The following is a 25,389-nucleotide window of genomic DNA, read 5'->3' on the forward strand; positions in this document are numbered from 1 at the left end:
AGGCAGCAGATGGCCGGCAAGACCCTGTACGACAAGCTGTGGGAGATGCACGAGGTGACCCGTCGCGACGACGGCTCCTCGCTGATCTACATCGACCGCCACATCCTCCATGAAGTGACCTCGCCGCAGGCTTTCGAAGGCCTGCGCCTGGCCGGCCGCCGGCCGTGGCGGGTGGACGCCAACATCGCCACGCCCGACCACAACGTGCCGACGACGAAGGCCGAGCGCGCCGGCGGCCTGGCCGCGATCGTCGACGAGGTCTCGCGCCTGCAGGTGCAGACCCTGGACGAGAACTGCGACGACTTCGGCATCCTCGAGTTCAAGATGGACGATGCCCGCCAGGGCATCGTCCACGTGGTTGGCCCGGAGCAGGGCGCGACCCTGCCGGGCATGACCGTGGTCTGTGGCGATTCGCACACCTCCACGCATGGCGCGTTCGGTGCGCTGGCGCACGGCATCGGCACTTCGGAAGTCGAGCATGTGCTGGCCACCCAGTGCCTGGTGGCGAAGAAGATGAAGAACATGCAGGTCCGCGTGGAGGGCAAGCTGGGCCCGGGCGTCACCGCCAAGGACATCGTGCTGGCGGTGATCGGAAGGATCGGCACCGCCGGCGGCACCGGCCATGCGCTGGAGTTCGCCGGCAGCGCGATCCGCGACCTGTCGATCGAAGGCCGCATGACCCTCTGCAACATGGCCATCGAGGCCGGCGCGCGCGTGGGCATGGTCGCGGTGGACGAGAAGACCATCGAGTACGTGCGCGGCCGCCCGTTCGCGCCGAAGGGCGCCGACTGGGACGCGGCGGTGGCGCTGTGGCGCACCCTGGTCTCCGATCCGGAAGCGCATTTCGACACCGTGGTCGAGCTGCGCGCCGAGGACATCAAGCCGCAGGTCAGCTGGGGCACCTCGCCGGAGATGGTGCTGGCGGTGGACCAGCAGGTGCCGGACCCGGAGCGCGAAACCGATCCGGTGAAGAAGGATTCGATCAGCCGCGCGCTGAAGTACATGGGCCTGCAGCCGAACCAGCCGATCACCTCGATCAGGCTGGACCGGGTGTTCATCGGCTCGTGCACCAACTCGCGCATCGAGGACCTGCGCGCGGCCGCGGAAGTGGCGCGCGGGCGCAAGGTCGCGCCGACGATCAAGCAGGCGCTGGTGGTCCCGGGCTCGGGCCTGGTCAAGGCCCAGGCCGAGGCCGAGGGGCTGGACAAGGTGTTCATCGAGGCCGGCTTCGAATGGCGCGAACCGGGCTGCTCGATGTGCCTGGCGATGAACCCCGACAGGCTGGGCGCCGGCGAGCACTGCGCCTCCACCTCCAACCGCAACTTCGAGGGCCGCCAAGGTGCCGGTGGCCGCACCCACCTGGTGAGCCCGGCGATGGCCGCCGCCGCCGCGGTGGCCGGCCACTTCGTCGACGTGCGCGAACTGATGTCTGCCTGAGGCCAAGCCGATGAGAGCTTTCACTACCCACACCGGCCTGGTCGCCCCGCTGGACCGCGCCAACGTCGATACCGACCAGATCATCCCCAAGCAGTTCCTCAAGTCGATCAAGCGCACCGGCTTCGGCCCGAACCTGTTCGACGAGTGGCGCTACCTGGACGTGGGCCAGCCCGGCCAGGACTGCAGCACCCGTCCGCTGAACCCGGACTTCGTGCTCAACTTCCCGCGCTACCAGGGCGCCAGCGTGCTGCTGGTGCGCGAGAACTTCGGCTGCGGCTCCTCCCGCGAACACGCGCCGTGGGCGCTGGACGAGTACGGCTTCCGCGCGATCATCGCGCCGAGCTTCGCCGACATCTTCTACAACAACAGCTTCAAGAACGGCCTGCTGCCGATCGTGCTGAAGGACGAAGAGGTGGATGAACTGTTCGCCCAGTGCGAGGCCACCGAGGGCTACAGCCTGACCGTGGACCTGGCGGCGCAGACGGTGACCCGCCCGGACGGCGTGCAGTACTCCTTCGAGGTCGATGCCTTCCGCAAGCACTGCCTGCTCAACGGCCTGGACGACATCGGCCTGACCCTGCAGGAGAAGGACGCGATCACGGCCTTCGAGGCCCGCCACCGCGCCGCGCAGCCCTGGCTGTTCAATGCCGGCACCTGAGCCTCTCCCTCGCCCTTCTGGGCGAGGCGGCCTGTCTGCGCGCCGCTGGCGCCATGCCGTCGGACGCCCGCGTCCTGTGGACGCGGGCCGGTGGTCCGTATGCGCTCCCTCTGCGGAGGTGGGTCTTTCCTAGTAAGGCGGTTCACGACGTGCGGCATCGCCCCGCGTTGCCGCGCGAGGTCTACCTGACCGCCGGCAGGAGCTTTTCGGTCAGCAGGCGGAAGGTGAGGCGTGGGGCATTGGGCACGGTGTAGCTGGTGGTGGTGATGGCCACCACCAGCTTCTGCTCCGGGAACACCCGCACCGTGTTGCCGCCGGTGCCGTTCATCGCGAACGAATCGAACTCACGGCCCTGGCTGGTCTCGTGGTGCAGCCACCACAGGTATCCGTAGTCGATGCCGTCCTCGATGCGCGCATGCGCTCGCGTGGACTCGGTCACCTAGGCCGCCGGCACCAGCTGGCGGCCGCCCCACTCGCCGCCGCGCCGGTAGAGCTCGCCCAGCGCCAGCAGGTCGCGGCTGCGCAGGCCCAGCCCGCCGCCGGCCTGGGCCAGGCCCAGCGGCGAGAACTGCCAGGCCGGCGCCTGGATCCCGAGCGGAGTGAACAGCTTCTCCTGCGCGTAGTCCTCCTGCAGCGGCCTGCCGACGGCCTCCTGGATCGCCGCGCCCAGCGTGGTGACCCCCGCGATGGAAGCCGGCAGGGGCGGCACGAGGCGCGGGCTGGTTTGCCGCGCTCAGTACACGCCCTGCGCCAGCATCGCGTCGGCGACCTTCACGAAGCCGCTGATGTTGGCGCCGTCCACGTAGTTGACCGAGCCGTCCTTGCGCCTGCCATGGCGCACGCAGTTGCCGTGGATGTCCTTCATGATCGCGTGCAGACGCTCGTCGACCTCGGCGTGGTGCCAGGACAGGCGCAGCGCGTTCTGGCTCATTTCCAGGCCGGAAGTCGCCACGCCGCCGGCGTTGGAGGCCTTGCCGGGCGCGTACAGCGTGCCGGCTTCGAGGAACACGTCGACCGCTTCCAGGGTCGACGGCATGTTCGCGCCCTCGGCCACGCAGATCACGCCGTTCTTCACCAGGGTGCGCGCGTCCTCGCCGTCCAGTTCGTTCTGGGTGGCGCAGGGCAGGGCGATCTCGGCCGGGATGTGCCACGGGCGCTTGCCGGGCAGGTAGTCGAAGCGCGGATCGTCGCCGAGTTCGGCCAGGCGGCCGCGGCGCACGTTCTTCAGTGCCATCACCGCCTCGATGGCTTCCATGTCGAAGCCGTCGCGCGCGTACAGGGTGCCGTCCGAATCGCTGAAGGTGAGCACCTTGCCGCCGAGGTCGGTGGCCTTCGCCGCCGCGTACTGGGCGACGTTGCCGGACCCGGACACCAGCACGCGCGCGCCATGGGTAGGACGACCGGCGTGGTGCAGCATCTGTTCGACGAAGTACACCGTGCCGAAGCCGGTGGCTTCCGGACGCATCAGGCTGCCACCGTAGGCCAGGCCCTTGCCGGTGAACACGCAGCCGGCCTGGTTGGACAGCTTCTTCATCATCCCGGCCATGTAGCCGACCTCGCGTGCGCCGACGCCGATGTCGCCGGCCGGCACGTCCGTGTCCGGGCCCAGGTGCCGGTACAGCTCCAGCATCAGCGCCTGGCAGAAGCGCATCACCTCGCTGTCGCTCCTGCCCTTGGGATCGAAGTCCGAGCCGCCCTTGCCGCCCCCCATCGGCAGCGTGGTCAGCGCGTTCTTGAAGGTCTGCTCGAAGGCCAGGAACTTCAGGATCGACAGGTTCACCGTCGGGTGGAAGCGCATGCCGCCCTTGTACGGGCCGATCGCCGAGCTGTGCTGGACGCGCCAGGCGCGATTCACCTGGACCTGGCCGCGGTCGTCGACCCAGCTCACGCGGAACTGCAGCACGCGTTCCGGTTCGACCAGGCGCTCGAGCAGGCCGTCGCGCGCGTATTCGGGATGGCGCTCGAGGAACGGCCACAGGCTGGCCGTCACCTCTTTCACCGCCTGCAGGAACTCGGGCTGGCCGGGGTCGCGCCGTTGCACCCGTTCGAGGAAATCCTGCCTGGAACCCGGCATGTCGTACCTCCGCTGCTGGGCGGCGAAGGGCGCGCCGCCCATCGCCGCGGATGGATTCAACCCAGCCGCTCGATCACCGCGCGGGCGGCCTGCCGGGTGTCGACCGCCTGGCCGGGAGCCGCGAGGTCGGCGGTGAACACGCGGTCGTCCAGCGCCGCCGAGACCGCGGCCTCGATCGCCGCCGCCTCGGCCTCCAGGCCCAGCGAGTGGCGCAGCAGCATCGCCGCGCTGAGGATGGTCGCGTAGGGATTGGCGACGCCCTTGCCGGCGATGTCCGGGGCCGAGCCGTGGATCGGCTCGTAGATTCCCACCTTGCCATCGCCCAGCGAGGCCGAGGCCAGCAGGCCCAGCGAGCCGGCCAGCATCGAGGCCTCGTCGGTGAGGATGTCGCCGAACATGTTCTCGGTCACCACCACGTCGTAGGCGCGCGGCCTGGACAGCAGGTGCATCGCCATCGAGTCGACCAGCTGGTGCTCGAGGGTGACGTCCGGGAACTCCTCGCGGACGATCCGGCTGGCCACGTCGCGCCACAGCCGCGAGGTCTCCAGCACGTTGGCCTTGTCCACCGAGGTGAGGTGGCCGCGGCGGCTGCGCGCCAGGGCGGCGGCGCGGCGCACGACGCGCTCGATCTCCTCCACCGTGTAACGGCAGACGTCGCTGGCATCGGTCGCGCTGCGGGTGCGGTCGCCGAAGTAGATGCCGCCGGTCAGCTCGCGCACGATCACGATGTCGACGCCTTCCAGCAGTTCGGCCTTGATCGGCGAGGCGCCCAGCGCCGCCGGGTGCGGGCGCACCGGGCGCAGGTTGGCGAACAGGCCCAGCGCCTTGCGGATCGCCAGCAGGCCCTGTTCGGGCCGTACCCTGGCGTTGGGATCGGACCACTTCGGTCCGCCGACCGCGCCGAGCAGGACAGCGTCGGCATGCTTCGCCGCTTCCAGCGTGGATTCGGGCAGCGGCACGCCGTGGCGGTCGATGGCGATGCCGCCGATGTCGTGTTCCTGGAAGGCGAAGCTGTGGCCGTGGCGGCGGGCGACGGCTTCCAGGACCGGCAGGGACGCGGAGACGATCTCCGGGCCGATGCCGTCACCCGGCAGGACGACGATGTTGGCGTGCATTGGGTTCTCGTGTTGGAGGTGCAGGAAAAGAGGTGCGCGACCCGTTCGTGGCGCGGGGCGGCTTCCGGGCTCAACCGTCCGCAGGCGCGGCCTCGCCGGCCGCCGCTTCCAGGTCCGTCTTCGCTGCGGGGGCGCCGGCATGCGGGGCCGGGGCGCCGTTGTGCGGCCAGGGCGTGTCGGCGGCACGGCGCGCCAGGGCGCGGTGCACGGCGGCGTCGAAGGTCAGCGTGGCGGCGGGACTGCTTTCGGCGATCGGCATCGGGATGTCCGCGGTTGCGGGCGGCGCCGGCGGGCGTCGCGGTGATGGAGAAAGGATGGGCGCGCATGGACCGCGGCCCGGCGGCATGCCGGGCCGGGGCCGGGTGCCACCGTCAGGCGGTGGCGAACTGCTCGCTGGCAGCGCCGCGGCGTTGCCGCAGCAGGCGGTTGGCCACGTCCAGCCAGGCCAGCGCGCTGGCCTCGATGATGTCGCGGCTGGTGCCGGTGCCGTCGTACTCGGTGTCGCCGTGGCGCACGCTGAGGTTGGCCTCGCCGCGCGCATCGGTGCCTAGGCCGACGCTGTGCACCTGGTAGCTCTCCAGGCTCAGCTGCACGCCGGTGGCCGCCGACAACGCGGCGAACAGGGCATCGACCGGGCCGTCGCCCTCGGCAGTCTCGCGCACGCGCTGGCCTTCCGGATCGGACAGCTCGACCGTGGCGCTGGCGCGCTGGCCGGCGTCGCTGACCGTCATCGAGGCCAGGCGGTAGCCCTCGCCGTCGCCGGTGTCCTGCATCAGCGCCTGCAGGTCGGCGTCGGTGACCACGCGCTGCTGTTCGCACAGGGCCTTGAACTGGGCGAAGACCAGCTCCAGCTCGGCCTCTTCCAGGTAGTAGCCCAGCGCGCGCAGGCGCTGCTCGACCGCGGCGCGGCCGCTGTGCCGGCCCAGCACCATCTGCGTGTCCGGCCAGCCCACGTCCTGCGGGCGCATGATCTCGTAGGTGCCGCGGTGGCGCAGCATGCCGTGCTGGTGGATGCCCGATTCGTGGGCGAAGGCGTTGCTGCCGACCACCGCCTTGTTGCGCTGGACGGGCATGCCGATCAGGCGCTGCAGCAGCTGCGAGGTCGGGACCAGGCGCCGGGTGTCGATACCGGTGTCGGCCTCGAAGAACGCGTTGCGCACCTTCAGCGCCATCACGATCTCCTCCAGCGCGCAGTTGCCGGCGCGCTCGCCGATGCCGTTGATGGTGCACTCGACCTGGCGGGCGCCGCCCTCGATCGCGGCCAGGGTGTTGGCCACGGCCAGACCCAGGTCGTTGTGGCAGTGCGCGCTGAAGATGACCTTGTCCGCGCCCGGCACCTGCGAGATCAGCCGCTGGAAGATGCCGCGGATCTCCTCCGGGGTGGTGAAGCCGACCGTATCCGGGATGTTGATGGTGGTAGCGCCCGCGGCAATCGCGGCGCCCACGATCTCGTGCAGGAAGTCTTCCTCGGTACGGGTGCCGTCCTCGGTGGAGAACTCGATGTCGTCGATGTGCTGCTTCGCGTAGCGGATGCTCTGGACCACGCGCTCCAGCACCTGCTCGCGGCTCATCCGCAGCTTGTGCTCGCGGTGCAGCGGGCTGGTGGACAGGAACACGTGCAGGCGCGGGCGCGCGGCGGCCTCCAGCGCGCGGAGGGAGATGTCGATGTCGGCCTGCAGGCAGCGCGACAGCACGGCCAGGGTGGGCTCGCGGATCTCGCGGGCGATCAGGGCCATGGCCTCGCGGTCGGACTGCGAGCTGGCCGGGAAGCCGGTCTCGATGATGTCCACGCCCAGGTCGGCCAGGGCGCGGGCCATCACCAGCTTCTGCGGCGGGGTCATGCTGCAGCCGGGGGACTGCTCGCCATCGCGCAGGGTGGTATCGAACACCCGGATTCGGGCCGGGGAGACCTGGGGGTTGGCTTGGGACTGTTGCGCGTTCACCAGGTGAACTCCTCTTCGCTGACTGGCCGGGGCGCATTCGGCGCCATCGGGGCTGAAATGGTGGTGGGGGGAAACAGGTTAGCGGCTGGGCGCCGCTTAGGCACCGCATGTTTCTTCGGCGCGAGCGCGGCGCCTTCCGGGTCGGCGGTGGCCAGCCCGGCGGTGCGCCGGCGCGGCTTGCGCGGCGGCCGCGGCCGCACTTCGGAAAGCAGGGCGGCCAGGGTGACCGCGTCGATGTTGCCGCCGGAGACCACGGCGCACTTGCGCTTGCCGGCGACGCGGCGGCCGGCGGCCAAGGCCAGGGCGCCGGCACCCTCGGCGATCAGGTTCTCCTCCAGGGCCAGCCGCACGAGGGTCTCGCGCAGCTCGGCCTCGCGCACGACGACCACGTCGTCGAGCAGGCGCGCGCACAGGCGGCGGGTGATGAAGCCCGGCACCTTCACGCGCACGCCATCGGCCAGCGACGGCACCGGGTCGATCTCGCGGATGTCGCCGCGGATCGCGCGGGCCATCGAGTCCACGCCCTCGACCTGGGCGCCGACCACGCGCACGCCCTGCGACTTCAGCGCCAGGGCCACGCCGGAGGCCAGGCCGCCGCCGCCGATCGGGACGATGACCACGTCCGGCGCGTAGGGAGCGATCTCGATGCCGATCGTGCCCTGGCCGGCGATCACGTCCGGATCGTCGAACGCGGACAGGAAGCGGTAGTCGTTCTGCTCGGCCAGCTGGCGGGCGAAGGCATAGGCCTCGTCGTAGCTGTCGCCGTGCTGGCGCACGGTCGCGCCCCAGTGGGCGACGCCGGCGATCTTGGTCTGCGGCGCGCCGTGCGGCATCACCGTGATCGCCTGCACGCCCAGCCGGTAGGCGGCCCAGGCCACGCCCTGGGCGTGGTTGCCGGCCGAGGCGCAGATCACCGGCCGGTGGTCGCCGCGTTCCTGCGCGGCCAGCATCGCGTTGAGCGCGCCGCGGACCTTGTAGGAACCGGTGCGCTGCAGGTTCTCCAGCTTCAGCATCACGCCGAAGCGCTCGGCGTGGTGCATCGGCGTCACCGGGAGGAAGCGGCGCAGCCGCGACTGCGCGGCCAGCACCTCGGCGACGCCCACGTCGACGACACCGACGTCGCCGACGTCCGCCTCCTTCGAACCGGTGCTGGCGCGGCCGCTGTCAGGCATGGCCGCCGCCCTGCGCGAGATGTCGAAGAAGGCACCTCCGCACCATGGCCTCCGCGCGGGCGGCCCTGGCGACGGGGGCGGGAGCAGGCAGCCGGCCCATCACGCGGCCTCCTGCGCGCCGCCGTCCAGCGGCGCGATCTCGACCGACTCGCAGTCGTAGACCTTCTGCAGCTGGCGCTTCAGCGTTTCCGCCGGGCGGCTGCCGTCGACCACCAGCTGCAGGCGCCAGCGGCCGTCGCCGGCGTCGGCGCCGCCGCTGATGTGCCGCGGCGCGAATCCGCGGCGCTCGGTCATCCCGATCACCCGGACCAGCGCGCCCTCGACGGGCTTCAGCACCAGGTCAAGCCGGTAACGCATGCGCGGACTCCGCCTTCTGTTCATTGGGGTTGGACTCCAGCATCTGGCTGTTGGCCGTGTTCGGCGGCACCAGCGGCCAGACATTGGCGCGCGCATCGATCTTCACGTGCAGCAGGCCGGGGCCGGGCGCGGCCAGCAGCGCGGCCAGCGCGTCCTCGACCTCGCTGCGCTGGGTGATCGCGGTGGCGGGGATGCCGCACACCCGTGCCAGGGCGGCGAAGTCCGGGTTGTCGGACAGGTCGATCTCGCTGTAGCGCTTGTCGAAGAACAGCTCCTGCCACTGCCGGACCATGCCCAGCGAGCTGTTGTCGAGCAGGATCATCTTGATCGGCAGCTGGCAGCGGGCCACGGTGACCAGCTCCTGCACGTTCATCATGAAGCTGCCGTCGCCGGAAACCATCACCACCGGACGTTCCGGGCAGGCGAACTGCGCGCCCATCGCCGCCGGCAGGCCGAAGCCCATCGTGCCCAGCGCGCCGGAGGTCAGGTGGTTGCGTGGATGGCTGAAGCGGCAGTGCTGCGCCACCCACATCTGGTGCTGGCCGACGTCGCAGGCGACCACCGCGTCCGGGGCCAGCTCGCTGACCCGCTTCAGCAGGGCCGGGGCGTAGATGTCCTGGCCGGGCGCGTCGTAGCGGGCGGCGTGGCGCTCGCGGTTCTTGGCGCAGCGCTGGCGCCAGTCGTTCTGCGCGTGGTTGGTCGAGTAGCTGCGCGCGGCGGCGGCCAGCGCGCGCAGGCCGGCGCGGACGTCGCCGGGCAGGGCGATGTCGGCGGTGCGCAGCTTGGAGATCTCGTAGGCGTCGGCATCCAGGTGGATGACCCTGGCGAACGGCGCGAACTCGGCCAGCTTGCCGGTGGCGCGGTCGTCGAAGCGCGCGCCGACCACCACCAGCAGGTCCGACTCCTGCACGGCGATGTTGGCGGCGCGGGTGCCGTGCATGCCCAGCATGCCCAGGAACTGCGGATGGTTGCCCGGCAGCGCGCCCAGGCCGCGCAGGGTCAGCACGGTGGGGATGCCGCTGGCCTCGACGAACTGGCGGAACTCGTCCACCGCGTCGGCCAGGGCGATGCCGCCGCCGCCGTAGACCACCGGCTTCTCGGCGCCGGCGATCGCGGCGATGGCCTCGGCCAGCGCCGCGTCGGCCGGCGCCGGTTCGCGTTCGACCGTGGCCGGCACATGCGCCGGCAGGTGGGTCGCCGGACCGACCTGCACGTCCTTCGGCAGGTCGATCAGCACCGGGCCGGGGCGGCCCTCGCGGGCCAGGCGGAACGCCTCGGCCAGTACCTGCGGCAGGTCGTCGACCTTCCGCACCAGGAAGCTGTGCTTGACGATCGGCATGGTCATGCCGAACACGTCCAGTTCCTGGAAGGCATCGGTGCCCAGCAGGCTGGTGGGCACCTGGCCGGTGATGCAGACCATCGGCACCGAATCCAGCATCGCATCGGCAATGCCGGTCACCAGGTTCGACGCGCCGGGGCCGGAAGTGGCCACGCACACGCCGACCTTGCCGCTGGCGCGGGCGTAGCCGTTGGCGGCCAGCGCCGCGCCCTGCTCATGGCGGACCAGGATGTGGCGCAATCCCGAGTCCACCAGCGCATCGTAGAACGGCATGATCGCGCCGCCCGGATAGCCGAAGATCGTATCCACCCCCTCGGCTTCCAGCGCGTGCGCGACCCAGGCCGCGCCATTGCGCAGCCCGACCGCCGCTGTGGGGGAGGTGGCGTTCATGCGGCTGCGGTCCTCTGCGCGGTGGCGTCGTCGGTGTCCGGCTGCGCCGCGCTGGCCTGCAGCCAGACCATCTTCGCGCGCAGTTCCTTGCCCACCTTCTCGATCGGATGGTCCTTGTCGGCCTGCTGGAAGCGCTTGTAGTTCGGCAGGCCCGCTTCGTACTCGGCCACCCAGTTCTTGGTGAAGGTGCCGTCCTGGATGTCCTTGAGCACTTCCTTCATGCGTGCCTTGACCGAGGCGTCGATCACCCGCGGACCGCTGACGAAGTCGCCGTACTGCGCGGTCTCGGAGATGAACTCGAGCATGCGGGTGATGCCGCCTTCGTAGAACAGGTCGACGATCAGCTTCAGCTCGTGCAGGACCTCGTAGTAGGCGATCTCCGGCTGGTAGCCGGCTTCCACCAGGGTCTCGAAGCCGGCCTGGACCAGCGAGGAGGCGCCGCCGCACAGCACGGCCTGCTCGCCGAACAGGTCGGTCTCGGTCTCTTCCTTGAAGGTGGTCTTGATGATGTTGGCGCGGGCGCCGCCCAGGCCGGCGGCGTAGTCCAGCGCGTACTGCTCGGCCTTGCCGGACTTGTCCTGGTAGACGGCGTAGATGCACGGCACGCCGCGGCCGATCTCGTACTCGCGGCGGACCAGCGCGCCCGGGCCCTTCGGCGCGACCAGGACCACGTCCATGTCCTCGCGCGGGGCGATCATGCCGAAGTGGACGTTGAGGCCGTGCGCGAACAGCAGCACCGCGCCCTGCTTCATGTTCGGCTCCAGCACGTCGGCGTAGAGCTTCTTCTGGACCATGTCGGGCGTCAGCACCGCGACCAGGTCGGCGTCCTTCACCGCCTCGGCTGGCGACTTGACCACGAAGCCGTCGGCCTGCGCCTTCGCTTCGGTCGGGCCGCCCGGACGCAAGCCGACGGTCACGTCGAAGCCGGAGTCGCGCAGGTTCAGCGCATGCGCGCGGCCCTGGCTGCCGTAGCCGACGATCGCGATCTTGGGAGAGGTGCTGCTGGTCATGGGTGTGGTCCTGTGCGGTAGCTGTGTGGTGAAGGGGTTGGAATGTGCCGCAATCAATTCGTTTCTGCTGTTAGCGTCCGCCGGGCCCTGAAACAAAAAACCCCGCGCCTTTCGGTGCGGGGTTTTCGGAATCTGGCGTCTTTTCTGCTTACACGCCGGTTCGTCCCGCACCTGTTGGCGAGCTAATAAGGACGAGGACAAGGACCGACGCGGAGTTCGCGTTCTGGACATTGGCCGGTGGCGTGTGGCGGTGCAGCATGGGCCTAGAGGAGCACGCGGCTTCGCGGCTTGTCAAGTAGCCCGTCCGGCCGCTCTACTGTTGCACCTGCAACCGTGGAAACGCAGCACAATCGAGGTGCAATGCGGAGCCCGTTCCGCGGCCTTCCTTCCATGTCCAGCGGCGCCGAGGCGCCGTTTCATCCAGCCTTCGCCCGATGCCCGAATACCGCTCCAGGACCTCCACCCACGGTCGCAACATGGCCGGGGCCCGCGCGCTGTGGCGCGCCACCGGCATGCAGGACGGCGACTTCCAGAAGCCGATCATCGCCATCGCCAACTCGTTCACCCAGTTCGTGCCCGGCCACGTCCACCTCAAGGACCTCGGCCAGCTGGTGGCGCGCGAGATCGAACGCGTCGGCGGCGTGGCCAGGGAGTTCAACACGATCGCCGTCGACGACGGCATCGCGATGGGCCACGACGGCATGCTGTATTCGCTGCCCAGCCGCGAGCTGATCGCCGACGCGGTGGAGTACATGGTCAATGCGCACTGCGCCGACGCGCTGGTGTGCATCTCCAACTGCGACAAGATCACCCCGGGCATGCTGATGGCCGCGCTGCGCCTCAACATCCCCACCGTGTTCGTCTCCGGTGGGCCGATGGAAGCGGGCAAGACGCGGCTTGCCGACCACAAGCTCGACCTGATCGACGCGATGGTGATGGCCGCCGACCCGACGGCGTCCGACGAACAGGTCGCCGCGGTGGAACGCAGCGCCTGCCCGACCTGCGGCTCGTGCTCGGGCATGTTCACCGCCAACTCGATGAACTGCCTGACCGAGGCCCTGGGCCTGTCGCTGCCGGGCAACGGCACGGTGCTGGCCACGCATGCGGACCGCGAGGCGCTGTTCAAGCGCGCCGGCGTCATCGCGGTGGAGCTGTGCCACCGCTGGTACGGCGCCGGCGACGGGAGCGCGCTGCCGCGCGGCATCGCCAGCTTCGCCGCGTTCGAGAACGCGATGGCGCTGGACATCGCCATGGGCGGCTCGACCAACACCATCCTGCACCTGCTGGCCGCCGCGCAGGAGGCGGAGGTGCCGTTCACCCTGCGCGACATCGACCTGCTTTCGCGCAAGGTGCCGCAGCTGTGCAAGGTGGCGCCGAACACGCAGAAGTACCACATAGAGGACGTGCACCGCGCTGGCGGGATCATGGCGATCCTCGGCGAGCTGGCGCGCGGCGGGCTGATCGACACCTCCGTGCCGACCGTGCATTCGAAAACCCTCGGCGAGGCGCTGGCGCGCTGGGATGTGGCTGCCACCTCCGACGAGGCGGTGCACACCTTCTACAAGGCCGGTCCCGCGGGAATTCCCACGCAGGTGGCCTTCAGCCAGTCCACGCGCTGGCCGTCGCTGGACACCGACCGCGCCGAAGGCTGCATCCGCGACGTCGCCCACGCGTTCTCGAAGGAGGGTGGCCTGGCCGTGCTCCACGGCAACATCGCCGTCGACGGCTGCGTGGTGAAGACGGCCGGCGTCGACGAATCGATCCTCGTGTTCGAAGGTCCGGCGCGGGTCTATGAAAGCCAGGACGCAGCGGTGAAGGGCATCCTCGGCGACGAGGTGCAGCCGGGCGAGGTGGTGGTGATCCGCTACGAAGGCCCGAAGGGCGGCCCGGGCATGCAGGAGATGCTGTACCCGACCAGCTACCTGAAGTCGAAGGGCCTGGGCAAGCAGTGCGCGCTGCTCACCGACGGCCGCTTCTCCGGCGGTACCTCGGGCCTGTCGATCGGCCACGCCTCGCCGGAAGCGGCGGCTGGCGGTGCGATCGGCCTGGTGCGCGACGGCGACCGCATCCGCATCGATATCCCGGCGCGGACCATCGACCTGCTGGTGTCCGACGAGGAGCTGGCCGCACGCCGCGCCGAACAGGACGCCAAGGGCTGGAAGCCGGCGCAGCCGCGCGCGCGCAAGGTCAGCACCGCGCTGAAGGCCTACGCGCTGCTGGCCACCAGCGCCGACAAGGGCGCGGTGCGCGACCGCGCGCTGCTGGATGGCGCCTGACCGCCTCCGCCGCGGTGGCGGCGCGGCGCTGGGCGCATTGATGCTGGCGCTGGCCTCGGCCGGCGCCGGCGCGAGTGGCCCAGGGGACCGCGATGGCGCCGCGCCGTGGGTGGTCGCCACCTACGCCTATCCGCAGCGCGACCGCGCCGCGGCGGTGCAGCCGCTGGCCGATTACCTCGCGCGCCGTTCCGGCCATGCGGTGCAGGCCAGGATCCTGCCTTCGCCCACCGCGCTCGTGGAAGCGCTGCGCCGCGGCGAGGTGGACGTGGCCGTGCCCAACCTGCACGGCTACCTGCAGGCGCGGCCGGGCGAGGGCGCCATCGTCGCGCTGCCGGTGCCGGACGTGCCGCCGGCGCAGGCCGATCGCTACCGCGCGGTGCTGGTGGCGCGCGATGGCCTCGCCACGCTGGCGGAACTGCCGGAACGGGCACGCGAGCTGCGCCTGGTGCTGGTGGGCGCGGACTCGGCGTCCGGCGGCTTCATCCCGGTGGCGGCGTTGCGTGCGCTGGGGCTGGATCCGCGCACCGGCTTCGCCTCGCTCGACTACGCGGGCTCGCATGCGGCGGCGCTGCAGGCGGTGGCCGAGGGCCGCGCCGACGTGGCCGCGCTGGCGGCCGATGTCTACGACGCCGGTCCGCCGCCGGGTGTGCGCGAGCTGTGGCGTTCCGCGCCCATTCCGCCGGGGCCGCTGCTGTGCCGCGCCTCGGCCGCGATCGACTGCGGCCAGGTCGCCGGGTGGCTGCTGCAGGCGCACGAGCAGGATCCGGCGGTGATGGCCGCGCTGCGCGCCGGCTGGCCGGAGTTCGGCGATGCGACCGCGTTCACGGTCGCGCCGCCGTTGCAGGACGTGACCATCGACTAGGCGCGACCGGCGCGGCGGGATCGTCTATCTTCGGCCGATCCCGCAACGGTGCACCGGCATGTCCCTGTTTCGATCCTCGCTGCTCCGAACCTCCGTCCTCTGCGCCGCGCTGCTGCCGCTGGCCGTCGGCGCCGCCGACCGCGTCACCGGCGAGCTGTTCGCCACCCGCTCCGAAGTGATCGCGCCGCACGCGATGGCGGCCACCTCGCATCCGCTGGCCACCCAGGTCGCGCTGGACGTGATGAAGCAGGGCGGCTCGGCGGTGGACGCGGCGATCGCCGCCAACGCCGCGCTCGGCCTGATGGAGCCGACCGGCAATGGCATAGGCGGCGACCTGTTCGCGATCGTGTGGGATCCGAAGACGCAGAAGCTCTACGGTTACAACGGCTCGGGCCGCTCGCCCAGGTCGCTGACCCTGGAGGAGTTCCAGCGCCGCGGCCTGAAGGACATTCCGCCGCTGGGCCCGCTGCCGGTATCGGTGCCCGGCGCGGTCGACGGCTGGTTTGCCCTGCACGGCCGCTTCGGCCGCCTGCCGATGGCCGACAACCTGGCCCCGGCGATCCGCTATGCGCGCGAAGGCCATCCGGTGCACGAGGTCATCGCCTACTACTGGGACCGTTCGGTGCCGCGGCTGTCGCAGTTCCCCGGTTTCAAGGAGCAGTTCACCATCGACGGCCGCGCGCCGCGCAAGGGCGAGCTGTGGAAGAACCCGAACCTGGCCGATACCCTGCAGAAGATCGCCGAGGGCGGCCGCGACGCGTTCTACAAGGGCCAGATCGCCCGCACCATCGACGCCTACTTCAAGGCCAATGGCGGCTTCCTGTCCTACGAGGACCTGGCCGCGCACCAGGGCGAATGGGTCGAGCCGGTGTCGACGAACTACCGCGGCTACGACGTGTGGGAACTGCCGCCCAACAGCCAGGGCATCGCCGCGCTGCAGATGCTCAACATCCTCGAGGGCTACGATTTCTCGAAGATTCCGTTCGGTTCGCCCGAGCACGTGCACCTGTTCGTCGAGGCCAAGAAGCTGGCCTTCGCCGACCGCGCGCGCTTCTACGCCGACCCGGCGTTCCAGCCGGCGCCGGTGGCCAGGCTGGTATCCAAGGAATACGCCGCGCAGCGCCGCCAGCTGATCTCGATGGACAAGGCCCTGCGCGAAGCGCAGCCGGGCACGCCGAAGCAGCTGGAGGAGGGCGACACCATCTACCTGACCACCGCCGACGCCGACGGCATGATGGTCTCGCTGATCCAGTCCAACTACCGCGGCATGGGCAGCGGCATGGCGCCGCCGGGGCTGGGCTTCATCCTGCAGGACCGCGGCGAGATGTTCGTGCTGGCCGGCTGCGACCGCGAGCCGCGCCATCCCAACTGCTACGCGCCGGGCAAGCGCCCGTTCCAGACCATCATCCCGGCCTTCATCACGAAGGACGGCAAGCCGTGGGCGAGCTTCGGCGTGATGGGCGGGGCGATGCAGCCGCAGGGCCACGTGCAGATCGTGATGAACCTGGTCGACTTCGGCATGAACCTGCAGGAAGCCGGCGACGCGCCGCGCATCCAGCACGAAGGCTCGACCGAACCGACCGGGCAGGGCACGGCGATGTCGGACGGCGGCGAGGTCAACCTGGAGACCGGCTTCCCCTACGAGACCGTGCGCGCGCTGATGCGCAAGGGCCATCGCATCATCTTCGCCGACGGGCCGTACGGCGGTTACCAGGCGATCCACCGCGACCCGGACAGCGGCGTCTATTACGGCGCTTCGGAGAGCCGCAAGGACGGGCAGGCGGCCGGCTACTGAGCCGCCGGCGCGCTGCGGCACCGCAGGCATAGGAGGTATGCGCGCTGCACATGCGCGCCGCAGCGTGTAAGGTCGGCCGGCCCGCAGGGTCGCGGGCCACCTGCCGGGAGTCTTACGCATGCGCATGCCTGGAAGCTTCTTCGCCGGTCCCGTCCGGCTCGTGCTGGGGTGCCTGCTGTCGTTGCTGCCGCTGGCAGCGTCCGCGGCAGGACAATCGGGATTCGTGCAGGTCGAAGGCACGCGCTTCGTGCTCGACGGCAAGCCCTACCGTTTCGCCGGCGCCAACTTCTGGTATGGCGCCTACCTGGGGGCGCCGGGCGATATCGGCGACCGCGAACGCCTGCGCGCCGAACTGGACCAGCTCAAGGCCGCCGGCATCGACAACCTGCGCGTGCTGGCCATGTCCGAGGCCAGCGGCTTCAAGCGCGGGGTCAGCCCGGCGATCATGGCCGGGCCCGGGCAGTACGACGAACAGCTGCTGCAGGGCCTGGACTACCTGCTGGCGGAGATGGCCCGCCGCGACATGAAGGCGGTGCTGTACCTCAACAACTTCTGGCAGTGGTCCGGCGGCATGTCGCAGTACGTGTCCTGGGCCACCGGCGCGCCGGTGCTGGATCCGGACGCCCATGGCGACTGGAACGGCTTCATGCAGAACTCGGCGCGCTTCTACGCCATTGCCGAGGCCCAGTCCTGGTACCGCGACGCGATCCGCCAGGTGGTCGGCCGCACCAACAGCATTACCGGCGTGGCCTACGCCGACGACCCGACGGTGATGTCGTGGCAGCTGGCCAACGAACCGCGCCCGGGCAGCGACCGCGATGGCCGCGCGAACTTCGAGGCCTACCGCGCCTGGATCGCCGACACCGCCGGCTTCATCCGCCGGCTCGCGCCGAAGCAGCTGGTCAGTACCGGCAGCGAGGGCGAGAAGGGTTCGCTGGGCGACATGGCCCTGTTCCTGCAGGCGCACGACACGCCCAACGTCGATTACCTGACCTTCCATCTGTGGCCGTCGAACTGGGGCTGGATCGACCACGGCGATCCGGCGGCGCGCCTGGACACCGGGCTGGCCACCTCGCTGGCCTACATCGACCGCCACATCGAGGTGGCCGGAAAGCTGGGCAAGCCGATCGTGCTGTCGGAGTTCGGCCTCAACCGCGATCGCGGCTCCTACGATCCGGCCTCCGGCGTGGAGGCGCGCGACCGCTTCTACCGTGCCATCTACGACCGCCTGCTGGAACGCGCCGGCGCGGGCAAGCCCATCGCCGGTTCCAACTTCTGGGCCTGGGGCGGGCGCGGGCGCACGGACAACCCGGACTGGATGTGGCAGGCCGGCGATCCGTTCACCGGCGATCCCCCGCAGGAAGCCCAGGGGCTGTTCTCGCTGTTCGACAGCGATGCCTCGACCCTGGAGCTGGTGTCCGCGCACGCGCGGGCGATCCGCGCGCTGCCCTGAGGCGCAACTCGCTGCGCCGGTGATGTCAGGGCGTGCCGGCCGGTGGGCCGACGTTGTCGCCCGTGCCGACTGCCGCCTCGCCCCGACGTGGGCGACCGAGCAGCCAGTCCTCCAGCGCATGGCGCATGCGCTGGGCGCGCCGTTGCCGCACCTGCATCGTGCGGACCAGTACCCGCCGCAAGGCAAGGGCGACCAGCACCAGCAGCAGCGCGAACGGCAGCGCGGAGACCGTGACCAGGCCCTGCAGTGCCCCCAATCCACCCGCCAGCAGCAGGGTTCCGGCCACTAGGGCGATCGCCATGCCCCAGGCCAGGCGGCGCCGCATGGGCGGGTCTCCGGGCTGCTCGCTGGACATGCTGGCCAAGACCAGAACGGCCGAATCGGCCGAGGTGACGAAGAAGATCGCCACCAGCGCCAGGGCGATCGCCGACATCGTCGCCCCCAACGGCAGGTACGAGAAGACCGCGAACAGGACGTTCTCGTAGCCCGACTCCAGCACCGGCGCCAGGTCGGCGCCCGCGAACAGCTGCAGCCACAGCGCGGTGCCGCCGAAGATCGAGAACCAGGCGAAGCCGAGCAGGCTGGGCGCGAGCACCGTGCCCACGACGAACTCCCGGATCGTGCGGCCATAGGACACGCGCGCGATGAACGCCCCGACGAATGGCGCCCAGGAGATCCACCAGGCCCAGTAGAAGATCGTCCAGTCCATCACCCAGTGGCCGCCGGAGAAGGGCGACAGGCGCAGGCTCATGCGCACCAGGTCGTCCAGGTAGCTGCCCAGGCTGGTGGTGAACACGTCGAACAGGAACGCGGTCGGTCCCAGCACCAGCACCATCGCCATCAGCAGGGCGGCCAGCACCAGGTTGGCGCTGGACAGCCACTTGATGCCGCGATCCACGCCGCTCAGGCTCGAGGCCATGTACAGCACGAAGGCGACGGCGATCACCGTCAGCTGCACCGGGAGGCTGTCGGGCGTGCCGAACAGCCGGCCCAGGCCGGCGACGATCTGCAGGGTCCCGAATCCCAGCGTGGTGGCCACGCCTATCGCGGTGGCCACGACCGCGGCGGTGTCGACCAGCCTGCCGGCGAACCCGCGGTGGTGGCGGCCCAGCAGCGGTTGCAGCAAGTCGCTGACCTGGCCGCGGCCGCGCCGGTTGTACTGGAACCAGGCCATCGCCAGCCCCACCAGGCCGTAGACGGCCCAGGGATGCAGGCCCCAATGGAAGAACGCGTAGCGCATCGCCGCCCGCGCCGCCGGCACGCTGCCCGGTTCCAGTCCCTCGGGCGGCTTGAAGAAATGGGACACCGGCTCGGCCGCGCCCCAGAACACCAGGCCGATGCCCATGCCCGCGGCGAACAGCATCGCCAGCCAGCTGGCGCCGGAGAAGGCCGGTTCGGCGTCATCACCGCCGATGCGCAGGTCCCCCAGCCGGCCGAAGGCCAGGTAGAGCATGAACACCAGGGTGAAGAACACGACGACCAGGTACATCCAGCCGGTGTATTGCAGGGTCGCGGCGAGCAGGCCGCGCACGACCGCCTCGAAGCGGTCCGGGGCCAGCCCGGCGGCGGCGACCAGCAGGGCGACCAGCAGGAAGGAGATGCGAAAAACCATGCCGCCCCCGGGTCCGGTGGGGTGGCGAGTCTAGCAAAGCCCGCCTGCGCACCGTCCGTGGCGGCCGTGCCCCGCGCGCCGGCGTGTGGTCTAATTGTCGCCGAAGCGGGGGTACCGCGGCCGATGCGGCGCGGTTGAGACAGACCCTTCGAACCTGATCCGGTTGAGACCGGCGTAGGGAGCTTCGTGCCACGCCCGGCGGCCGCCGGGCGTGCTGCGCTCCGCTTCGGTGTCCCGCCGCCCGTCCCCCGGGCCGGTTTACCCATGCGCCGGAGTCCACGATGAATGCCAGCTTCAAACCGGAAGCGACCGCCACGCTGCTGCAGCAGACCGCGCAGCTTTCCGAATCCGTCACGCGGCCCATCCCGGGCTCGCGCAAGATCCACGTCGAAGGCTCGCGCCCGGACATCCGCGTGCCGATGCGCGAGATCGCGCTGACCCGCACGCCGACCGTGTTCGGCGGCGAGGACAACCCGCCGGTCACCGTCTACGACACCTCCGGCCCGTACACCGATCCGGACGCGCGTATCGACCTGGCCGCCGGCCTGCCGGCGCTGCGGGCGCAGTGGATCGCCGAGCGTGGCGATACCGAGCAGCTGCCCGGGCTCACCTCGGAGTTCGGCCGCGCCCGCGAGCACGATCCGAAGCTGGCGCCGGTGCGCTTCCCCGGCCGCATCCTGCCGCGCCGGGCGAAGGCTGGCGCCAACGTCACCCAGATGCACTACGCGCGCCGCGGGATCATCACCCCGGAGATGGAGTTCGTCGCCATCCGCGAGAACCAGCGGCTGGAGGCGGTGCGCGACGCCGGCCTGCTCGCGCAGCACCCGGGCGAGAGCTTCGGCGCCAGCATCCCCAAGGTCATCACCCCCGAGTTCGTGCGCGACGAGATCGCCCGCGGCCGCGCGATCCTGCCGTGCAACATCAACCACCCCGAAAGCGAGCCGATGATCATCGGCCGCAACTTCCTCACCAAGATCAACGCCAACATCGGCAACTCCGCCGTGTCCTCCGGCATCGCCGAGGAAGTGGAGAAGCTGGTGTGGGCGATCCGCTGGGGCGGCGACACGGTGATGGACCTGTCCACCGGCAAGCACATCCACGAGACCCGCGAGTGGATCATCCGCAACTCGCCGGTGCCAATCGGCACGGTGCCGATCTACCAGGCGCTGGAGAAGGTCGATGGCCGCGCCGAGGAGCTGACCTGGGAGATCTTCCGCGACACGCTCGTCGAGCAGGCCGAGCAGGGCGTGGACTACTTCACCATCCACGCCGGCGTGCTGCTGCGCTACGTGCCGCTGACGGCGAAGCGCGTCACCGGCATCGTGTCGCGCGGCGGCTCGATCCTGGCCAAGTGGTGCCTGGCCCACCACAAGGAGAACTTCCTCTACACCCACTTCGAGGACATCTGCGAGATCATGAAGGCCTATGACGTGGCCTTCTCGCTGGGCGACGGCCTGCGCCCCGGCTGCATCGCCGACGCCAACGACGCGGCCCAGTTCGGCGAGCTCGAAACCCTGGGCGAACTGACCAAGATCGCCTGGAAGCACGACGTCCAGACCATGATTGAAGGCCCAGGCCACGTGCCGATGCAGCTGATCAAGGAGAACATGGACAAGCAGCTGCGCGAGTGCGGCGAGGCGCCGTTCTACACCCTGGGGCCCCTGACCACCGACATCGCCCCGGGCTACGACCACATCACCTCGGCGATCGGCGCGGCGATGATCGGCTGGTTCGGCACCGCGATGCTCTGCTATGTCACGCCCAAGGAGCACCTGGGCCTGCCCAACCGCCAGGACGTGCGCGACGGGATCATGGCCTACAGGATCGCCGCGCACGCGGCCGACCTGGCCAAGGGCCATCCGGGCGCGCAGGTGCGCGACAACGCCCTGTCCAAGGCGCGCTTCGAATTCCGCTGGGAGGACCAGTTCCATCTCGGCCTGGATCCGGAGAAGGCCAAGGAGTTCCACGACGAGACCCTGCCGAAGGAAGCGCACAAGCTGGCGCACTTCTGCTCGATGTGCGGCCCGCACTTCTGCTCGATGAAGATCACCCAGGACGTGCGCGACTACGCCGCCGAGCACGGGGTGGACGAGCAGGCCGCATTGGAAGTGGGCATGGCCGAGAAGTCGGCGCAGTTCCGCGAGCAGGGCGCGAAGGTCTACCAGGCCGGTTGAGGCCTGGCCGCGGCTCCCTCTGCCGCGGCCAGGCGGGCGGCACCGGCCACCGGCCGCAGGGGGGAGAGAGATCCGCTGCGGCCGGGGCCAGTGTGGAAGGCCCCGGGCCGATGGCGTTAGCCCCGGATGGCTGTCCGGCTTTGCCGACCTTGGCGAAGCCGGGCAGGCCAGGGGTGGCCGGCATCAGGCGTCGATGAACGCCGGCTGGACCGCGATACGGCCCCGTACGAAAGGCACATGGCGGCGCCAAGTCGCGGTAGCTAGCGTGCGCGCTACGTTTCGTACGTGGATGGCCCGCGGCATGCTGCGCCCGCGCGCGAAGCGGCGGCGGAGCGCCGGACGCTCCACTGACCGGAACAAAGGGGTCTGGATGGCGGCGCAGGCAGACGGCGCCCTGGGCGGGACTGCGGTTGCGGAAGGCAGGTGGCTGCGCGTGGGCGACCACGAGATCGACATCGCCCGGCGGGTGGTGTCGCGCCCGGGCGATGGCGGGACCTTCCGCTTGACCCTCAAGTCGTTGCAGGTCCTGCTGGCACTGGTCGAGGCCGAGGGCCGCGTGGTCAGCCGCGAGCAGCTGCTGGCCACGGTCTGGCCGAACACCCTGCCCACCGACGACGTGCTGACCCAGGCCGTGGCCCAGCTGCGCCGGGCCTTCGAGGACAGCCGCGAAGCCCCGCGCTACATCGAGACCATCGCCAAGGGCGGTTACCGCCTGCTGGCCACGCCTGCATGGATCCTGCCCGAGGCGGAAGCCGCCGTGCCGGCGCCCGTGGTGCAGGAAACCGCGCCGCCGCCCCAAGAAGCCGCACCCGTCCCGCCCCCGGCCCGCGGGCCTGGGGGCGGGACCGCGCGTGCGTCCGTACTCGCGCTGGCGCTCGTCGCCATCGTCTCGCTCGTCGCCGTCCTGTTCCCGTGGCCGTCGCGGGGGCCGGCCGCGGTGGCCGCGGCGGGTGCGCCGGCCGAAGTGCCGCCGCCGGTGCGTTACCAGGCCATCGCCTCCACGCCGATGTTCGAGCAGGCGCCGGCGCTGTCGCCGGATGGTTCGCTGGTGGTGTTCTCGCGCCAGGCGCATCCGGGCGGTCCGCACGCCCTCTACCTGCAGCCGCCGGCCGAGGCCAGCGCCCGCCAGCTGACCTTCCCCGGCGACGGCGCAGGCGACCAGCTGCCGGCGTGGTCGCGCGATGGCCGCCGCATCGCCTTCGTGCGCAGTGGCGCCGGCGGTTGCCGGCTGATGGTGGTGGCCGCCAGCGGTGGCGGCGAACGCGAAGTGGGACGTTGCGAGGACGGCCACTTCGCGCCGTTCGACTGGAGCCCGGACGGGACTGCGCTGGTGATGGGCGGTTGCAGTGGCGGCCCGGACCAGGCTGCGCCGCTGCGCCGGCTCGACCTGGCGACCGGCCGCTGGGAAGCACTGCCGTACGAGGGTGCGGGCATCGAAACCCTGCCGCGCTACTCGCCGGACGGGCAGTGGCTGGGCTTCCGCCGCGGCACCTCGCTGGGCGACCTGTGGCTGGTGCCGGCGGCGGGTGGCACGCCGCGGCAGCTCACCCGCCTGCACGGCGACATCCGCGGCTGGGACTGGCTGCCGGACGGCAGCGGCCTGGTCTTCAGCCTCATCAAGGGAGAGGCGCGGCTGTACCGGCTGGCCCTGGCCGACGGAGCGATCGCCGAACTGCCGCCGCTGGCCAGGGGCAATCCGATCCATCCGGACATCGCCGACGACGCATGGGCGATGGCGTTCGAGATCTACCGCTTCCACAGCGGCCTGTACGCCTTCGGCCTGGATGGGGCGACGGAATCGGGCGCCCATGCCGAACCGGTGTTCGCGTCCAGCGGCGTGGACATGACGCCGGCCATCTCGCCGGACGGCTCGACCCTGGCCTTCGTCTCCGACCGCAGCCTGGCGGCGCAGCTGTGGATCGGCGAGATCGCCCAGCCGCAGACCCTGCGGGCGGTGCCGGGCATCGTGCCTGTGCCGCGGCATCCGCCGGTGTGGTCGCCCGACGGGCGCCGGCTGCTGGTGATCGGCGCGACCGGCAAGGGCGGTGACCGGCTGTTCGAGGTCGATGTCGGCCTGGACACGGTGCGGGTGCTGCCGGTGCCGGGCGTGCCGGCATTCGCCGCGTACCCCGCCGAGCCGGACCAGCTGCTGGTCGGGGTGGACGGCGACGCCGGGCGGATGCGCCTGGTGCGCTACCAGCTGCCGGACTGGCGCGAGCTGGCCAGCCTGGACGACGTAGCGGTGGCGCGTTACGACCGTCATGGCGATCGCGTCTGCTTCACCCGCCCGGCGCGCGCCGGCCTGTGGTGCGCCGATCCCTCGCTGGGCAAGGTGGCCGAGCTGAGCCGGACCACGCCGCTGCCGGACCAGTTCCGCGAGTGGGCCATCACCGGCGGGCGGATCTTCTCCACCGGACCGGCGCCGGGGTGCGCGACCGCTTGGACGGAGATTGGTGGCAAGGATGGGGAGCCGGTGCGCTGCATGTCGCGCATGCACACCGTGGTCGCCGGTTCGACCAGCGTCGACGAAGCGGCGCGCCGCGTCTACCTGTCGCTGCCGCTGGAGCAGAACATCGACGTCGGCTGGGCTTCGCTGGAGCCGCTGCGCCCGCCCGCCCCTGCCGGCGCAAGTGATTGACCGGCAAGGGATCGAAGCGCCCGACGAGATAAATATCGGAAAGATTTCGGCGCAGTTTCCTGTCTCCCGGGCGCCCGCGCGGCAAACAGGTGGCCATGTTCCCCCGAGGAGATGGCCATGGAGATCAGGACACTGTGCGGTGACCGCGGACAGGCGCTGGAGCTGCACTGGCCCCGCGGCTGGCGCGAGCGCCCGCTGCTGGCGACGCTGGCGCGCGGCGTGACGCTGGAGGTGACCGCGCCCGCCGCCAGCATCTGGCTGGTGCTGCGCGGCGAGGTCGAACTGCAATGCCGGGAGGGCCGCTTCGCCCTCGGCGGCGGCGACTGGCTGTACCTGGACCGCGACTCGCTGCCGGCGGTGCGCGCCGGCTCGCGCGCGCTGGTGCTCGGCCTGGCCCTGTCCTGCGGGCTGCAGGCGCAGCTGCAGCAGTCGGCCTACGCGCCGATGTATCCCGGTCGTGGCCATGCTTCGCCGGCGGCGCGACGCGCGGTCCTGGGGCTGTGGCGCCAGCTGTGGCTGGCCGCCGCCGCGGAGGGTCAGGACGTGCCGCGCCTGCTCAACCGCCTGCTGCGCGCCCTGGCCGGCCTGCAGGAGGACTGCAGCGCGAAGGTCGAGCGCTGCCCCGGCCGTTCGCTGCACCGCCGCCGCCAGGTGTTCGCGCGCATGCAGGGCGCGCTGCAGTACCTGGAAGGCAACCTCGACCGCACCGTGCGCAGCTCCGAGCTGGCCGCGCGCGCGAGCATGTCGGTCTGGTACTTCACCAAGACCTTCCAGGCCGTGTACGGGGAACCGCCGCAGGCGGCATCGACGCGGCTGCGGCTGGCCCATGCGGCGCGCCTGTTGCGCGATGGACGCCTCGCCGTCAGCGAGGTCGGCGCGGCCTGCGGCTTCGAGAACAACTGCAGCTTCTCGCGCGCGTTCCGCGCGCAGTTCGGGCTTCCGCCGTCGCTGTACCGCATCCATGGAGGGGTCCTGCCGCCACTCCAGGCAAACGCAGCAGACATGCCCGGCCAAGCGGGTTGAGCACACGTCTCCTTAACGTCTTGTTGCCATCCGGCCCCATCTCTCACGTCACTGGAGAATC

The 25,389-nt window shown here is 70.9% G+C and carries 20 protein-coding genes and 1 riboswitch; of the genes, 9 read left to right on the plus strand and 11 right to left on the minus strand.

Annotation, left to right across the window (positions count from 1 at the left end):
* The first annotated feature begins 9 nt into the window (after window positions 1–9).
* Complete coding sequence (gene leuC, locus PSEJ35_RS0105355; RefSeq protein WP_028916902.1) at window positions 10–1,437, plus strand: 3-isopropylmalate dehydratase large subunit; 1,428 nt, start codon at window positions 10–12, stop codon at window positions 1,435–1,437.
* A 10-nt stretch (window positions 1,438–1,447) separates the two neighbouring features.
* Complete coding sequence (gene leuD / locus PSEJ35_RS0105360) at window positions 1,448–2,095, plus strand: 3-isopropylmalate dehydratase small subunit (RefSeq protein ID WP_028916903.1); 648 nt, start codon at window positions 1,448–1,450, stop codon at window positions 2,093–2,095.
* 181 nt (window positions 2,096–2,276) lie between these two features.
* Here leuD and PSEJ35_RS16580 read toward each other — a convergent pair whose 3' ends face one another.
* From PSEJ35_RS16580 to ilvC, 10 genes are all read right to left on the minus strand, one after another.
* Complete coding sequence (locus PSEJ35_RS16580; protein ID WP_028916904.1) at window positions 2,277–2,534, minus strand: hypothetical protein; 258 nt, start codon at window positions 2,532–2,534, stop codon at window positions 2,277–2,279.
* On the minus strand, window positions 2,535–2,804 hold the full coding sequence (locus tag PSEJ35_RS16585; protein ID WP_028916905.1) for a hypothetical protein: 270 nt from the start codon (window positions 2,802–2,804) through the stop codon (window positions 2,535–2,537).
* 24 nt (window positions 2,805–2,828) lie between these two features.
* Window positions 2,829–4,169 (minus strand): NADP-specific glutamate dehydrogenase, encoded by a 1,341-nt coding sequence (gene gdhA, locus PSEJ35_RS0105375; RefSeq protein ID WP_028916906.1) that lies wholly within the window; start codon window positions 4,167–4,169, stop codon window positions 2,829–2,831.
* A 56-nt stretch (window positions 4,170–4,225) separates the two neighbouring features.
* The gene (gene leuB, locus PSEJ35_RS0105380; protein WP_028916907.1) at window positions 4,226–5,284 is read right to left on the minus strand and encodes a 3-isopropylmalate dehydrogenase; all 1,059 of its coding nucleotides are present in this window, start codon (window positions 5,282–5,284) and stop codon (window positions 4,226–4,228) included.
* Between the two features lie 70 nt (window positions 5,285–5,354).
* A complete protein-coding gene (locus PSEJ35_RS0105385; RefSeq protein ID WP_028916908.1) occupies window positions 5,355–5,543 on the minus strand; it encodes a hypothetical protein in 189 nt (62 codons plus the stop codon).
* A 112-nt stretch (window positions 5,544–5,655) separates the two neighbouring features.
* On the minus strand, window positions 5,656–7,227 hold the full coding sequence (locus tag PSEJ35_RS0105390) for a 2-isopropylmalate synthase (protein WP_051412511.1): 1,572 nt from the start codon (window positions 7,225–7,227) through the stop codon (window positions 5,656–5,658).
* Entirely contained in the window at window positions 7,224–8,399 is a 1,176-nt protein-coding gene (locus tag PSEJ35_RS0105395; protein ID WP_028916910.1) for a threonine dehydratase, read from the minus strand. The genes PSEJ35_RS0105390 and PSEJ35_RS0105395 overlap by 4 nt, the downstream gene beginning before the upstream one ends.
* Before the next feature lie 99 nt (window positions 8,400–8,498).
* The gene (locus PSEJ35_RS0105400) at window positions 8,499–8,756 is read right to left on the minus strand and encodes an ACT domain-containing protein (protein WP_028916911.1); all 258 of its coding nucleotides are present in this window, start codon (window positions 8,754–8,756) and stop codon (window positions 8,499–8,501) included.
* Window positions 8,740–10,485 (minus strand): acetolactate synthase 2 catalytic subunit, encoded by a 1,746-nt coding sequence (gene ilvG / locus PSEJ35_RS0105405; protein WP_028916912.1) that lies wholly within the window; start codon window positions 10,483–10,485, stop codon window positions 8,740–8,742. The genes PSEJ35_RS0105400 and ilvG overlap by 17 nt, the downstream gene beginning before the upstream one ends.
* Complete coding sequence (gene ilvC / locus PSEJ35_RS0105410) at window positions 10,482–11,495, minus strand: ketol-acid reductoisomerase (protein ID WP_028916913.1); 1,014 nt, start codon at window positions 11,493–11,495, stop codon at window positions 10,482–10,484. The genes ilvG and ilvC overlap by 4 nt, the downstream gene beginning before the upstream one ends.
* A 434-nt stretch (window positions 11,496–11,929) precedes the next feature.
* On the opposite strand from ilvC, the gene ilvD reads away from it, so the two are divergent.
* The 4 genes from ilvD (at window position 11,930) to PSEJ35_RS0105430 (ending at window position 17,881) form a co-directional block, all read left to right on the plus strand.
* Entirely contained in the window at window positions 11,930–13,771 is a 1,842-nt protein-coding gene (gene ilvD / locus PSEJ35_RS0105415) for a dihydroxy-acid dehydratase (RefSeq protein ID WP_028916914.1), read from the plus strand.
* Window positions 13,761–14,633: a PhnD/SsuA/transferrin family substrate-binding protein gene (locus tag PSEJ35_RS0105420; protein WP_037082453.1), complete on the plus strand. Its 873-nt coding sequence runs from the start codon at window positions 13,761–13,763 to the stop codon at window positions 14,631–14,633. The genes ilvD and PSEJ35_RS0105420 overlap by 11 nt, the downstream gene beginning before the upstream one ends.
* 58 nt (window positions 14,634–14,691) lie before the next feature.
* Entirely contained in the window at window positions 14,692–16,428 is a 1,737-nt protein-coding gene (gene ggt, locus PSEJ35_RS0105425; protein WP_084635436.1) for a gamma-glutamyltransferase, read from the plus strand.
* Window positions 16,429–16,546: 118 nt separating this feature from the next.
* Window positions 16,547–17,881 carry a cellulase family glycosylhydrolase gene (locus PSEJ35_RS0105430; RefSeq protein WP_028916917.1) on the plus strand — a complete coding sequence of 445 codons (1,335 nt, stop codon included), beginning with the start codon at window positions 16,547–16,549 and terminating at the stop codon, window positions 17,879–17,881.
* A 25-nt stretch (window positions 17,882–17,906) separates the two neighbouring features.
* Here the strand turns inward: PSEJ35_RS0105430 and PSEJ35_RS15455 are convergent, their stop codons facing one another.
* Window positions 17,907–19,493, minus strand: coding sequence for a BCCT family transporter (locus PSEJ35_RS15455; protein WP_051412512.1), 1,587 nt, complete (start codon window positions 19,491–19,493; stop codon window positions 17,907–17,909).
* 97 nt (window positions 19,494–19,590) lie between these two features.
* Window positions 19,591–19,691: riboswitch (TPP riboswitch) on the plus strand.
* Between the two features lie 83 nt (window positions 19,692–19,774).
* Here PSEJ35_RS15455 and thiC point away from each other — a divergent pair.
* The 3 genes from thiC (at window position 19,775) to PSEJ35_RS15465 (ending at window position 25,328) form a co-directional block, all read left to right on the plus strand.
* Window positions 19,775–21,667: a phosphomethylpyrimidine synthase ThiC gene (thiC, locus tag PSEJ35_RS0105440; RefSeq protein WP_028916918.1), complete on the plus strand. Its 1,893-nt coding sequence runs from the start codon at window positions 19,775–19,777 to the stop codon at window positions 21,665–21,667.
* A 370-nt stretch (window positions 21,668–22,037) separates the two neighbouring features.
* Window positions 22,038–24,305, plus strand: a complete 2,268-nt coding sequence (locus PSEJ35_RS15460) for a winged helix-turn-helix domain-containing protein (protein WP_051412513.1) — start codon at window positions 22,038–22,040, stop codon at window positions 24,303–24,305.
* A gap of 117 nt (window positions 24,306–24,422) precedes the next feature.
* Window positions 24,423–25,328, plus strand: coding sequence for an AraC family transcriptional regulator (locus tag PSEJ35_RS15465; RefSeq protein ID WP_198014148.1), 906 nt, complete (start codon window positions 24,423–24,425; stop codon window positions 25,326–25,328).
* The last annotated feature ends 61 nt before the right edge of the window (window positions 25,329–25,389 follow it).

The organism is Pseudoxanthomonas sp. J35 (assembly GCF_000513995.1).
GTDB lineage: Bacteria > Pseudomonadota > Gammaproteobacteria > Xanthomonadales > Xanthomonadaceae > Pseudoxanthomonas.

What these genes read in the sequence shown, in the direction of transcription:
- PSEJ35_RS0105395 (WP_028916910.1), bottom strand. Translation starts at nt 8,399, where the DNA reads ATGCCTGACAGCGGCCGCGCCAGCACCGGTTCGAAGGAGGCGGACGTC.
- ggt (WP_084635436.1), top strand. Translation starts at nt 14,692, where the DNA reads ATGTCCCTGTTTCGATCCTCGCTGCTCCGAACCTCCGTCCTCTGCGCC.
- PSEJ35_RS0105385 (WP_028916908.1), bottom strand. Translation starts at nt 5,543, where the DNA reads ATGCCGATCGCCGAAAGCAGTCCCGCCGCCACGCTGACCTTCGACGCC.
- gdhA (WP_028916906.1), bottom strand. Translation starts at nt 4,169, where the DNA reads ATGCCGGGTTCCAGGCAGGATTTCCTCGAACGGGTGCAACGGCGCGAC.
- ilvD (WP_028916914.1), top strand. Translation starts at nt 11,930, where the DNA reads ATGCCCGAATACCGCTCCAGGACCTCCACCCACGGTCGCAACATGGCC.
- PSEJ35_RS0105430 (WP_028916917.1), top strand. Translation starts at nt 16,547, where the DNA reads ATGCGCATGCCTGGAAGCTTCTTCGCCGGTCCCGTCCGGCTCGTGCTG.
- PSEJ35_RS15455 (WP_051412512.1), bottom strand. Translation starts at nt 19,493, where the DNA reads ATGGTTTTTCGCATCTCCTTCCTGCTGGTCGCCCTGCTGGTCGCCGCC.
- leuD (WP_028916903.1), top strand. Translation starts at nt 1,448, where the DNA reads ATGAGAGCTTTCACTACCCACACCGGCCTGGTCGCCCCGCTGGACCGC.
- PSEJ35_RS0105400 (WP_028916911.1), bottom strand. Translation starts at nt 8,756, where the DNA reads ATGCGTTACCGGCTTGACCTGGTGCTGAAGCCCGTCGAGGGCGCGCTG.
- ilvC (WP_028916913.1), bottom strand. Translation starts at nt 11,495, where the DNA reads ATGACCAGCAGCACCTCTCCCAAGATCGCGATCGTCGGCTACGGCAGC.
- PSEJ35_RS15460 (WP_051412513.1), top strand. Translation starts at nt 22,038, where the DNA reads ATGGCGGCGCAGGCAGACGGCGCCCTGGGCGGGACTGCGGTTGCGGAA.
- PSEJ35_RS0105420 (WP_037082453.1), top strand. Translation starts at nt 13,761, where the DNA reads ATGGCGCCTGACCGCCTCCGCCGCGGTGGCGGCGCGGCGCTGGGCGCA.
- thiC (WP_028916918.1), top strand. Translation starts at nt 19,775, where the DNA reads ATGAATGCCAGCTTCAAACCGGAAGCGACCGCCACGCTGCTGCAGCAG.
- ilvG (WP_028916912.1), bottom strand. Translation starts at nt 10,485, where the DNA reads ATGAACGCCACCTCCCCCACAGCGGCGGTCGGGCTGCGCAATGGCGCG.
- PSEJ35_RS15465 (WP_198014148.1), top strand. Translation starts at nt 24,423, where the DNA reads ATGGAGATCAGGACACTGTGCGGTGACCGCGGACAGGCGCTGGAGCTG.
- leuC (WP_028916902.1), top strand. Translation starts at nt 10, where the DNA reads ATGGCCGGCAAGACCCTGTACGACAAGCTGTGGGAGATGCACGAGGTG.
- leuB (WP_028916907.1), bottom strand. Translation starts at nt 5,284, where the DNA reads ATGCACGCCAACATCGTCGTCCTGCCGGGTGACGGCATCGGCCCGGAG.